The organism is Mesorhizobium sp. WSM3866 (assembly GCF_002294795.1).
Classification (GTDB): domain Bacteria; phylum Pseudomonadota; class Alphaproteobacteria; order Rhizobiales; family Rhizobiaceae; genus Mesorhizobium.
Map to the genome: position 1 here is coordinate 105,179 of NZ_NSGC01000014.1, position 12,185 is coordinate 117,363.

The following is a 12,185-nucleotide window of genomic DNA, read 5'->3' on the forward strand; positions in this document are numbered from 1 at the left end:
GTTGTGAGATTGTATTGACGCCAGCCAAACCCTTCGCGGCACATGCTGGCGATGTCGTTTTTATTTGCGCTCATAGGCATGATTTATCTCCTTCTCTCTTTCGCGTCAGCGCATCAGTCGGCGGCGCAACAGCGCCATCGAGAGAAAGAATGGCAACAGTGCGTACAGGCCGAGCACACCGATGTGCAGGGCGATGCCGGCGATCGGGCGATCAAGCATAACAGGTCGAATGAGGTCGATCGAATGTGACAGCGGCATGCATCGCGCTATCTTCTGAAAGGCGTCAGGCAGCTGATTCAATGGGAAAACGGCGCCCGACAGGAACAGCATAGGTGTAAGCACAAGCGTCTGGTAAAATACGAAGTAATCGTAGCTGGGCGAAAGTGCGGTGACGATCATCGCGAGGCTCGCAAATACGCAGCCCGTCAGAGCAATGATTGGCAGCGCATAGAGGACGGACGGCCAGGCTGCATAGCCCAACGTTACGGTGACAATCGTAATTGCCGTACCGGCCAGGAAGGCCTTGGTGGCTGCCCAGGCCAGTTCACCCAAAACGATGTCGCCGAGGGTAACGTGCGTGTACAGCATGGCTTCCCATGTGCGTTGAGAATGCATGCGAGCGAAAGCCGCGTACAATGTTTCGAGGGTAGAGGCGGTCATCGCACTTACCGCGACCATACCGGCCGCCAAAAAGGCGATATACGACGCACCGTCAACGTGGCCGACCATTATGCCGAGTCCGGTGCCGAGTCCGAAAAGATAGATCATCGGATCGGCGAGGTTACCGAGAATCGACACGAGTGCGACTTTCTTCCATGCCAGATAGTTGCGGCGCCACACCGCAACCCAGTTCCACGCATTGGCCGGCAGCGCCGCGGCAAAACCTTCAATCATCGTTCACTCCTCCATCTCGCGCCCGGTCAGCCGCAAGAAAACATCCTCGAGATTGGCTGGGCGCAGAAGAAGACGCAGACCTGCACGCTCCTGCAGTTGCGTGCGCACCTGGTCAGGGTCTGGCCCATAGCAATAAAGGGTTTCGCCGCTGATCTCGATGCGCTGAGAATGTGGCTTGACCAGCGAATGCAACTCGTGCGGATCGCCGCCGTAGATCTCCATGACCTGGCATCCTATATGCTCGTCGATAAGCGCCTGCGGGCGGCCTTCGGCGATGTTGCGACCTCTTTCGAGCACGCACAGCCGATCGCATAATCTCTCAGCCTCTTCCATGAAATGCGTCGTCAGGATAATCGTCTTGCCGCATGCCAACAGGGCGCGCAGCCGCTCCCAAATCAGGTGGCGCGCGTGCGGATCGAGGCCGGTTGTCGGCTCGTCCATCACAATGAGCTGGGGGTCGTTGATCAACGCCCGCGCCATCGTCAGGCATCGCTTCATCCCGCCGGACAGTTCCGAGACACGCGCATCCGCCTTTCGCTCGAGGCGAGCGAATTCGAGAAGGGACGGGATGACTGCTTCGCTCTGGCGTGTGCTCATGCCGAAGTAGCGGCCGAACACCAGCAGGTTCTCGCGTACGGTGAATTCCTGGTCAAGATTGTCGAATTGCGGGACCACGCCAATGCCCCTGCGTGCCAGCCGAGCTCGCGCCGGCACCGGGACGCCGAGCACTGTGATCGTGCCCGCGTCAGGGCATGTCATGCCAAGGAGCATACGCGCAATCGTGCTTTTGCCCGCGCCGTTTGGTCCGAGGAGGCCGAAACACTCGCCCGACGCAACGCTGAACGACAGTTCGTCGACAACGGCCTTGTTCCCATACGACTTGGTTACGCCGGCAAAATCGACAGCCACGGTCGACAGAGGGCCAGGCAGGGAGCTTTTCGCGCTTGTTTGCCCGTGAGACTTCCGTTCGATCGGACCAGTCTCGAGCCGCCGCAAATCCTCTGGGCCCAACTTCCGACTCAACACTTGATGTTCCTGGTCCTGGCTCAAAGCTCTTCCACCTACGTGCCTATTGCTGTTCGCTGTAAGTTGCGTCAGATCCCACCAAGTTGTGCTTTGGAACGGCGCCGCCGATGTTTGGCACATTGGCCGCAGAGCCTCGCGACAACCAATCGCTATTGCTCAATGTACACAGCGCGTATGCTTTCAATGGGAGCAAGAGAAAAATGTTGATGAGTGTGTGGAGCGAGAATCCGAGAAATCGAAGTTGGCGCGCACGAAACGCTGCCACGCTGCAGCGAATTATAGTCATGACCGCAATCGTCAGGCACGCCGTCCAAGGCACGGTACCCGTCGTTAGGAATTGCGCGAGCCCCGCCAGGAGCGACAATGACAGCAATAATGGGCCAAGGTTCTGCCCAATCACATCCAATGTGAGATAGATATTAAGGCCGCGCAGCAGTTGGAGCCCCAGCAACGTGTCACGGAACGTGCTCCGAGCCCAGCGAAGTTGTTGGCGCAGATAAGGCCCCATGCTGTTGGGAACGACTGTTGCCGCGACGGCCTCCGGGACATATTCTGTTCGAAAGCCTGCCTTCAGCATCAGGATCGTAAGGTGGCGGTCCTCACCGAAGTCGCTCGGTTTCCCTCGAAAGCGCTGCGTCTCGTACTGATCAAGCAGCGAAACAAGCGCGGTTCGCCGGTACATGGCACACGGACCGCAGCAACACATGACGGCACCGAACCGAGCCTGCGCTGCCCGCTCTTCGTTGCAGGCGAGCCAGTATTCCATGTCAATTAACCGCGTCAGCCAAGTTTCATTGCGATTGCTAGCCGCCAACTGGCCCATGGCGGCGCCGATCGCTTGATCTTGCATCTTTAGCGCAAGCCTTGTGATGACGTCCGGTGCGAGTACCGTGTCCGAATCTACATTGAGCACCAAATCTCCGCACGAGCGGCGAACCGCCGCAATCTGTGCCTTGCGCTTTCCGACATTCTTTGGGAGCGCAATGAAATTGAACCTCGGGTCGCGCGCGTATTCCTCGTGCACACCTACGAGGGCATCGCGGTTTCCAGAACCATCATCAACAACATAGACTTGCAGTTCTCCGGCATAGTCCTGACTTGCAATGGAAGCCAGGCAGTCCGAGAGGGTGCGAGGTGCCTCGTTGTAGCACGGGATAATGACATCGACGCTCGGCCAAGGCTCACAGCCGGCCGGTTCGCCCGAGGACGGCGGTACGTCTGCAGGCAGGGTATAAAGCACCTGCGCGGTCTTATAGACGGTCGACAGCAGCGCATAAGAGCAGACGGCGACAATACTGGCCGGGACAAAGAGGTTCATGAGATGTCAGATTTTTCAGTACATTTGAGGAAGCGAGCGGACAACAAATCCGCGGTCAATGCTGGGTTCAGATCGGTCAATGCGATGAGGGGCGGGTCGCGGTGACTGATATCATTGCGGGTGTTCTTCATAGCTCTGGACCGTTCCGATCGATCAAAGTGCCGGCCGGCCACTCGCTCATTGAGCGTCCGATTGGGAGCACCATGACGAGCACGTCGTCGTCGATTCGCGTGGGAGGCAGATCTGGGTACACGTCCGGGCGGGTTGAACGCACGCGAACGCCCGACAAAATGCTCGCCAAGCCTTTGCGGCAGAACCTGCCAAGATGGTGCCGGAGCGCGTGCCGAACCGTGCCGAAAGCGAATGGAACGCCAAGCTGCTGCAGCACTGGATACATCGCGCTGATCGAATGGGCGATTCCTAGCCCCTCAAGATCCGGACGCACCCCGTATAGACCGAGTTCAGCGACAAGGAGATCAGCGTCGCCAACTTTGATGTATCGGCGCAGCACGCCCAAGTGAGCCGCTATCCCGTGCACATCATAGCCGATTGCGCGGACCTCCGGCCTTGCACCGGCCCAACTTCGCCCGCCCGCGAATGCCTTTGCACTAAAGGCTCCGACAGGCTCATAGATCTTCCGGAAGAACTCAGAGAGTTCGAGATGATCGGTAAGCCGCAACTCATTTTCCCAGCACAACCTCCACTGCACGTCAGAGCGCATGCGAAGACTTCCTTTTTTTCGGGTTCTTTTGTGTACCTCACGCGGTGGTGCAACGGCGGTGTACGTCATGTGCGGCGGTCTATGAATGACCCGCTCGGATTGGTAAAATTGATTGTTTAGATGGCGAGCATCCACACTGTGGATGTTAACACCATGCGTTTCAAAGCCCTGATCTGAACCTTCTGGTCGTCCTCGATCGGCCCGATAATGCGACGGCAGCGATGGCGGCTGTCGGTGACACAACCTGCCTCAAGAGCGGCCGCCGGCGTGTCTGTGCCTCGTGCCGAAGCAGCGATCAAGTGGAGGAAGGGCCCGACCCGCCAACGTCAATGATGTCGAAGCCGTCGTCACAGCCGGCCATCAACGTGCCGCCAGCGCGTCGGCTCTCTTGGTGAGACGCTGCTGGAGTCGAGCCGCATGTCGTGCATCGAGCGGACTGATCTGCAATGAGCGTCAAACCGACCGCGAGCTCAACCTCGCCTACACACTGGCATCCAGGCTCAATTCCAAGCTCATCCCCTTCCTGCCTCGCGACAACATCGTCCGAACTCAGGAAGATGTCAGTGATCCAGCGTGCGCCGGACTCCAAGCAGGCAGGGGAATTGCAAACAGGTGGATGTATCTTCGCGCATCTCGGAATGTCGTCGCATCGCCTTACCCTTCGTATTCAGCCCAGAATTTCGGGGGTGCCGACTTAGCATGCGCAGAGCGGCTATTCCGCCGGCCGCGTCTGCGGGACAGTACGGCGGTCGACTGACTGCAGCAGCACAGCGGCGGCGACGGCTAGCAGCGCCAGCGCCGCACCTACCAGCGGCAACCGGGCGTAGGATACGCCCCAGGAGATAGCGAGGCCACCGATCCAAGCGCCGCCGGCATTGCCGACATTGAAGGCGCTCTGGATGAGCGTGGCGGCCAGGTTCGGGCCCTCGGCAGCCGCCTCGATGACGCGGATCTGCAGCGGCGGCACGACGATGAAGATCAGCATACCCCATAGGAAGACGATGGCTATGGCAACCATCCCTATCGCACCGAATTTGGCGAAGATGACGAACATCAAGGCCATGGCGAAAAGCGTGCCGATTACCGTCGGCATCAGCCTCCATTGGGCTAGGCTGCCGCCGATGAGGTTGCCGATCGTCATGCCGGCGCCGAACAAGAGCAGCACCCAGGTGACGGTCGCCGTCGACAGGCCGGAGACGTCGGTGAGATAAGGCTTGATGTATGTGAAAACCGCGAACAGGCTGGCCGATGCAAGCGAGGCGATCACCATCGCCAACCACACCTGCAGCTTGCCGAGCACGCGCAATTCAGCGAGCAGGCCACCGCTCGGCTCGGCGACATCCGAAGGCACCAGCCAGGCGATGGCCGCGACCGAGACCAGCCCGATGCCAACGACGGCAAAGAAGGTGGCGCGCCAGCCGAAGGCTTCGCCGAGCACGGTGCCGGAGGGGACGCCGAGTATGTTGGAGAGCGTCAGACCGGCGAACATGAGCGCGATCGCGCTCGCCCTTTTGTTGCGCGGCACAAGACTCGCGGCGACGACCGAGCCGATGCCGAAGAAGGCGCCATGGCCGAAAGCGGTGAAGACGCGCGCCGCCATCAGCAGCCAGTAATTGGGCGCAAGCGCGCAGAACAGATTGCCGATGACAAAGAGCGTAGCAAGGCCGACAAGCACCGGCTTGCGCGGCAGGCGGGCCGTCGCCACAGCGACGATCGGTGCGCCGATGACAACGCCCAGCGCGTAGCCGGTGACGAGCAAGCCGGCCGATGGAATTGAAACGCCGAGATCGGCGGCCACCTCCGGCAGCAGTCCCATGATGACGAATTCGGTGGTGCCTATGCAGAAGGATGCAATGGCAAGTGCAAGGATCGGCAAAGGCATGGGGTGTCCAGACTCGCTCGGTGATGACTCGCGGACAACCAAGCATGTGCCGTTCCGAATAAAAGGTCATTCTGGAACAAGCAGATAGCGTAAACAGGTACGTCGCCTGTCCGACATTGTCGCCCCGGCTTTGTCATTTCTGCACTGCTGTCCGGGAAGCCCATGCCGCGCGTTGAGGGAGTTTCCGGCTACCTTCTGAGCATCGGGTGAATGCTTCACCGACTAAAACCGGTGGCTTCAGGTTACGGCTTAAAGCCGGATCGGTCCGCGTCCGGCGGACAGGGCGCGAACTCACGTCACGTTGAGATTGTCGTCAGGCTCGGGCGGCGTCTGGTTCCCCACATTCGTCGGTAACATTGCCGCTTGTGGCAACCCAATAACCCCTCGCCCACAGATGCTGGCCCTAGTAGCGTTTGCGCAATATCCGAACTCGCTCAGCAGCTTGTGTAAACTGCGTCCCTTCAGGCGCTGCACGCGATACTTACCGACAGGTTCGGCGGGACCGACACAAGCATGCGCACGTCGATCCGGCGTGAATGACAATTTCGTGCGCCCGCGCCGTCTCACGCAGCAACTCCCGGCATCGCCATACCAATGCGAATGTTCGTGCTGCTTCCCGGTGTTGCCAGTACAGGAGGCCATTCCAAGCCCTTATTGCCATTCCGGCGCTTGCTTTCGCCGGCGGCATCCCTATTTCGCTCGGTCTGGTATGTCTTACGCCATGGCCGTATGAACACGGACGTGCCGATTGCGAGAAGCGGTGATGGTGGTGCCGGTGCCTTGCGGGTGTGCGGTCTCTAGGTTTGGATGCCCATGCTGCCCTTCATCGTCGAGCCCCTTTTTCGCCCTGAATTCAGCGCTGCACTATTGTCGGAAGGGCGAGCGAGCTCGTCGACGTTGGGTCCCCGAGGCTAAGGAAGGGCAGGCTGTCGCTTTCCGCTGCGCCGACTATTCAGACGGTCACCAACCTCAAAGAATCGCGCGTAAGGTCCGCCTGCGAAGTGACGCCGCAACTCTCCGAAATTCTCTATCGTTTGGTCCAGGGGGCGCGCTTCCTGCCGCTTAAGAATAGTGGCACCAGAGAGCCGAACCGGTGGAATCCCCAGGAACTCCCAAATTGTTGCCAAGCACGCAGAGGGTTCGCCAAGAAGGCTCTCGTACTCGACCACATGCAAGTCGGTGGACGCGAAGGAGCGCGCGACGAGATTGTGGAATTCATCGGCGGTCTTGAAATAAGCCTCGCAGCAGGCGACTGTCAGTTTGACGCATGGATTCGCGTCGTTGCCCGAAATGTACTTAAGCCATTGGCGGGTTTGCCTCGCCTGTGTCAGGGATCGTAGCGATTCCAATGTGTTTCTGCGAACTAGAAGGATGACCTTCAGGCATGGCCAACGAGCGAGCTTAGCAAAAAAGCCCGGACGCTCGCGAAACTGAGGTTCGTTGATCTTGCAACCAACGCGCGTCACCTTCTTGTCGGTTGCGTTGGGATAACGCAAGTAGGCCAGCTCGAGGAGCTCGCGATCGCTGCCTAGCAAGCGGTCCTTATCGAGCCAGTTAGTATCATAGGGGTTGAGCAACTCACCATTGCTCAGTACGCTCGCATGCTCGTTCAGCAGTTCTTCCAAGTAATGCGTACCCGCCCTCGGCATCGCAAGGATCACAAATGGGCTAGGTGAAGGCATTGGATGGGTCATGCAAGTGTTTCCGTTCTAAGGTTTGTTCGGCTGGGGTTGACCTACGATGTCAGCCCTGGATGAAACGGCGCAGCAACTCTATGTAAGCCGCCTTCCTAAAAATGGCTTTTTGAAAGAATTCGGCGAATTCGACGTTGTCTGCAAGTCCCAGCTCATTTCCCGCATAGTCTCCCGGCGTACTTTGGAAAGCGCATTGGAATAACTTCCTCTTGCCGTTTCCTGGGTTAGGCGCCACGCGATCCGATCTCGGCCAGTCTGGAAAGCGTACGGAGCTTTTGCCGGTGGTATGCCTCCAAGCGGCCTTGGGGCTTGGTTGCGTCAGCCGGATCGATGGAGCTTGTGCAACGTCCGAAGAACATATTCGAGTGAGCATGGCCTAGTTTGATGCTAGACGTCTACTTCAGAAATGCAGCACTCCATAAACGTCGCAAAATCGATTGTTCGGATACTTCACATCCATGCCGTGGAAGAATCGACCGTGCGCTTCAAGGGCCTTGATGTGAATGCTCCACCCGCTAAAGCCGGTGCGCGACTTTTTCCGCGACGAGCTATTTATCATCAGAGGCCGTGAACTTGTCCCAACACGCCGTGCGGAAGGGCTCGTCCCCGCGGTCCGCGAGGCTCTGCTGCACATCCAGCTCTCTATCATTCCCTGGCATAATTCAACCCAACCCAATCGGCGCGTCGCTTCAGGATCGGCACTTCCGATTTCATGACGGTCTTCAAGCGGTCGTGGAGCGTGTCGCCCGGGAAGCACCCGCCACCGGCTTTGAATTGCTGCCTCTCGAGGACGACCTGCGTGAGGGGCGTTTGCGTTCCCAGCTTCATGTAGTGCCCGCTATCAGTCGGGGCGAGACGATTATCAGGTACCGATTTCATCCCCGGTACAGGGAAATGGGTTGTTGTTGCCGGGCGATCGCCGTGGTGACGAGGTCGACCTTCCCATCCGACAGCCTGTCGGCACACTGGCCCAGTAGCCGATCTGGCTTGGAGGGTCGGGCGGCGGCGATGAGGGTGAAGGAGACACCGCACCTCCTGTGCGAACTCCACCTTGAGCTATCTAAGCTTGCGGATCACTTACATCGCGAAGGAGACGTACAAGACGGCGCGCATCCTCGTTCCGGAGAAACGAAACACCTTCGCTACCGTGTGGATGTGCGATCGTTGTTGCAAGCCGTCATGTCCTCGCTCAGGCGGCGCAGCGGGCTCAACTCGGCCATTTCAAACTCTGTTCCAGAATGCGCTTCAACGTCCAATCCTATGCCAACTCACAAAGGTGTCATCGCCCAATGTCTCGGCCCCCGACATTGACGAAGCGAACTCGCTCGCGAGAGGTGCCGCATGTCTAGGGTCACAACGGCCGGGGGCGACTTCGCGACCTGACATCATCCAGGCGTTTAGAACTTCTTCACCTCAATTCCGTGCCGGCGCAGAGCATAGCCGACTTGCCGCGGCGTGGGGCCGAGGATACGAGCCGCCCTAGCCTGGACCCAGTTGGCGTTCTCCATCGCGTCGATCAGCCGCGTTCCGTCAGCCGCGAGGCCCATTGTGGAGCAATTGGGCTCCTTCGGATCGTCGCCCCTGCGGTTCGTTCGGTCGCCCACCTCGTGTGCCGGCTGCGCCGGACCATGGAACGGCAAGCGTGCAACCGCGGAACCGGCTGGGCGCTGCGCGGGTCGAAAATCGCGGCGGTCCCCTCTCTCTCCCAAGACAGAGCAATCCTGACCGATCGCTCAGTAGAGGGGCGGCCCTGCCATAATCAGCACCGAAAGCGGATTGACCGGCCCAGATACCTCGTCGTCCGCACTAGGAACACAAACGCCTGAAAGAGCAGATCACGCCTTCGCCTATACAAGGGAGGAAGGCGTCATGCTCTTCGGCGATCGACGATTCCGCGCAGCCGCGACCGCTCACATCGAACCACACTCGCCAGCCTGCTAGGCCGGCACGCGGACGATGCCACTGTGACTGGGGTTCACCGCCTCAGCATGGCCGCAATGCCATAACGGACAAAGGGAAGATGTTGTCCGAGGCGCAGCCCCACATGCCTTGCAAGCCGTGCTGCCGGATGCTCGCTTGAGTAGAGACCGACGAGAATATTCGTAGCATGGTAGAGCGGCGCGGCCGACAGGCGCAGTCGGCTTTCATATCTGTGGAGCATGTCGGGATCGGCAATGTCGCGACGGTCGCGCCATGCTGTCTGAATACCACGGGCGAGCTGCTTCTGGCCGCCGAGGCCGATGTTGAAGCCATGCGCGGTCACCGGGTGCATGCCGATGGCAGCGTCGCCGATCAATGCGGCGCTCGGCGCCCGGAACCTGTGCGCCCAGGTCGTGACCAACGGATAGATATGGCGTTGGCTTGCCAGGCTCATGTTGCCGAGGCGGCCTCGACAGCGTTTCGTCAACTCCATCAGGAACAACTCGTCATCAAGGGCAAGCAGTTCTTCGGCCTCGTTTGAGGGCAAAGTCAAAAGCAGCGACGACACGCCCTTGGCGAGGGGCAACATCGCTATCGTCTGATGATGATCGAACCATTCGATCGCGATCTGATGGTGGGGGCGCTCGTGCCTCACCCGGCAAATCAGCATCGAGTTGCCAAGCCGGTTGATATCGGCGCCGATGCCGAGCAGATTGCGGGTGGCGGACAAACGCGAATCGGCGGCAACGAGAAGCCGAGCGGTCAGCTGCCTGCCATTGGAGAGCGTTATAACTGCTCGCTGGCGGCAGTTTGTTGCACGCACGACCGAGTGGCCGCACAGCAGCCGAACATGGCCCTGGGAGCGGATGATCTTGAAAAGGGCATCGCGGATCCGGCAATTCGGGACCAGAACGCCCAGTGGTTCTGCGGATCGGCCCGGTGAATCGAAACACAGCGCAAAGGGACTCGATCCGTTGAGGACGCGTGCGCCTTGAAGCGGTGACTTGTCCGAAGCACGGATAACATCCCAGGCGCCGAGCTCGCGAAGGATGCCAATCGAGGCGTGGGTGAGCGCGATCTCGCGACCGTCGAAAGCCGGACTTGCCAGTCTTTCCAGGGACTGTCCTTCGACAACCGCCAGTTTGAACTCGCTGTGGGCAAGCGATGCGGCGAAGGAAAGACCGACCGGCCCGGCGCCAACGACAATGATGTCGAAGCTGTCGTCAAGGCCGGGCATCAGCGTGCCGCCTGCGCGTCGGCTCTCTTCGCGAAACGCTGCTGGATTCGAGCCGTATGTCGCACATCGATCGCGCTGCGATCCATGGCCCGCCGCATCGCCTCAGGCGCGTTTCTCGCGTCGGTTCCTGGCTGGTGAAGCGTCATTTGCCCGCCGTATAGTCCGGATTGTAAAGATGATGGGAGCGACGATCAGGCTGTCGGTCAGCACATGCGTTTCCCCTGAAGAACTGGCCGATCAGACCACGCCGACAAGAACATGGCCTTGATCTGGGTCAGTCGAGGCCCAACCGGGGCCGGATGACCTCGATCCAGTGTGCCAGCTGATCCCATGACGACGCCATGGCACCAGCTAGCCCAAGGGAGAACCAGGCGTGTGATCTGGGAAAAGCTGTTTTCAGGACTTTGCGAGATCAGCGAATGACCGGCTCGCCATGGAAGCGCCGGCGCGAGGGCGGCGACACGCCGAAGCCGACTTCCATCATCAATCGTGGCGTGCGCGAAGGCACGGTGCCCATATGGAAGCCAAACGGATCCTCGACAAAGCCGAAGCCGGCTTCGCCGGTCAGCGTGACGGGGCTGTCATCGCCATAGACGTTGAGAACCTCATGCGCGGGATGGCCGACGAGCAGCGTCAGTTGATGCTTGAGGATGCGCCGCTTGTGGCTGCCCCGGACATAGACATGCGGGCCGGTGCCCTCGTCGACCGGCGCCAGATAGAAGAAGAATTTCAGCATCCGCCAGTCATCGAGATCGAAATGATACTTCCCCAGCGAGGCACGGTTCTTGTCGGCGTCGGAAGCATGGCCGGTGGGAAAGCTTCACCACACGCTTGTGGTGATCAGTTTCGCCTGAGCGCCCAGATAATGCGCGGCGATGTCGAGCAGAAGCGGGTCGTTCTGGAGGGCGACCGCTGCTTCGCACCCGAGGATGCGTTCGAAATAGTGGCCGCTGAGCAAGGAGCGGCCGAAACGCTTCTCGGCGTTGGCATGGTCCTCAGGCATGAATTCGAGACGGCGATCGAAATTGCCGAAACAAGGCGTGCACCGGGGCGAAGGCGGCGATCTCCTCATGGATGAAAGTCGGAAGGACGAGCCCGCAAAACAGCCCGTCCGACCGCAGCGCCTCGACAACGTCCTGGCGATTGACGCCGGCAAACATCGTGTCGTGGGCCTTTTGCGACACGCGAACCGGCTTTGCCCCACGCCAGTGCATCCTGCGGGCCGGCATGGTGCGGGCCAACACGAACATCGGCAGCCATGCCGGGTTCTCGCGAATGTCCGACAGATAGGTCGGAATGCGCACGGCGATACGGCGCAGCACGCCGCCGTGCGCGATGGCCTCGAGACTGGCGGCGCCGGATTGGTCAGCACTCGAAAGGGTCATGAAGGTCCTCAGCTATGAATGCGATATCGACGAAGCATCGGATTTCGCTGCCCCGCCGCTGGGATCCAAGCCCGATTCCCGCAGCGGACGGACGTGTAGCCGCGGGTC

Annotated in this window: 7 protein-coding genes and 5 pseudogenes; 2 read left to right on the top strand and 10 right to left on the bottom strand. The window is 59.8% G+C overall.

Annotated elements, in window-relative coordinates; translation table 11 throughout:
* Positions 1-105: 105 nt before the first annotated feature.
* The 4 genes from CK222_RS26085 to CK222_RS26100 all read right to left on the bottom strand — a co-directional run bounded on the left by CK222_RS26085 (position 106) and on the right by CK222_RS26100 (position 3,959).
* Entirely contained in the window at positions 106-894 is a 789-nt protein-coding gene (locus CK222_RS26085) for an ABC transporter permease (protein WP_095802359.1), read from the bottom strand.
* A gap of 3 nt (positions 895-897) precedes the next feature.
* Complete coding sequence (nodI, locus tag CK222_RS26090) at positions 898-1,920, bottom strand: nodulation factor ABC transporter ATP-binding protein NodI (protein WP_095802360.1); 1,023 nt, start codon at positions 1,918-1,920, stop codon at positions 898-900.
* A 43-nt stretch (positions 1,921-1,963) separates the two neighbouring features.
* Positions 1,964-3,238: a chitooligosaccharide synthase NodC gene (gene nodC / locus CK222_RS26095; RefSeq protein ID WP_095802361.1), complete on the bottom strand. Its 1,275-nt coding sequence runs from the start codon at positions 3,236-3,238 to the stop codon at positions 1,964-1,966.
* Positions 3,239-3,365: 127 nt separating this feature from the next.
* On the bottom strand, positions 3,366-3,959 hold the full coding sequence (locus CK222_RS26100) for a NodA family N-acyltransferase (RefSeq protein ID WP_095802362.1): 594 nt from the start codon (positions 3,957-3,959) through the stop codon (positions 3,366-3,368).
* Positions 3,960-4,392: 433 nt separating this feature from the next.
* On the opposite strand from CK222_RS26100, the pseudogene nifH reads away from it, so the two are divergent.
* Positions 4,393-4,567: pseudogene (gene nifH / locus CK222_RS26110) on the top strand (nitrogenase reductase); the annotation flags it as partial.
* 104 nt (positions 4,568-4,671) lie between these two features.
* Here nifH and CK222_RS26115 read toward each other — a convergent pair.
* The 3 genes and pseudogenes from CK222_RS26115 to CK222_RS26125 form a co-directional block, all read right to left on the bottom strand.
* Complete coding sequence (locus CK222_RS26115) at positions 4,672-5,841, bottom strand: MFS transporter (RefSeq protein WP_095802364.1); 1,170 nt, start codon at positions 5,839-5,841, stop codon at positions 4,672-4,674.
* Between the two features lie 343 nt (positions 5,842-6,184).
* Positions 6,185-6,362 (bottom strand): annotated as a pseudogene (locus CK222_RS33070) (transposase); the annotation flags it as partial.
* A 390-nt stretch (positions 6,363-6,752) separates the two neighbouring features.
* On the bottom strand, positions 6,753-7,535 hold the full coding sequence (locus CK222_RS26125) for a sulfotransferase (RefSeq protein ID WP_095802365.1): 783 nt from the start codon (positions 7,533-7,535) through the stop codon (positions 6,753-6,755).
* Positions 7,536-8,059: 524 nt separating this feature from the next.
* On the opposite strand from CK222_RS26125, the pseudogene CK222_RS26130 reads away from it, so the two are divergent.
* Positions 8,060-8,330, top strand: a pseudogene (locus CK222_RS26130) (LysR family transcriptional regulator); the annotation flags it as partial.
* Positions 8,331-8,932: 602 nt separating this feature from the next.
* On the opposite strand, the pseudogene CK222_RS33445 reads toward CK222_RS26130, so the two are convergent.
* The 3 genes and pseudogenes from CK222_RS33445 to CK222_RS26145 all read right to left on the bottom strand — a co-directional run.
* Positions 8,933-9,058 (bottom strand): annotated as a pseudogene (locus CK222_RS33445) (helix-turn-helix domain-containing protein); the annotation flags it as partial.
* A 452-nt stretch (positions 9,059-9,510) separates the two neighbouring features.
* The gene (gene ubiM / locus CK222_RS26140; RefSeq protein ID WP_095802366.1) at positions 9,511-10,692 is read right to left on the bottom strand and encodes a 5-demethoxyubiquinol-8 5-hydroxylase UbiM; all 1,182 of its coding nucleotides are present in this window, start codon (positions 10,690-10,692) and stop codon (positions 9,511-9,513) included.
* 412 nt (positions 10,693-11,104) lie between these two features.
* A pseudogene (locus CK222_RS26145) lies at positions 11,105-12,077 on the bottom strand (hypothetical protein).
* Positions 12,078-12,185: the final 108 nt, after the last annotated feature.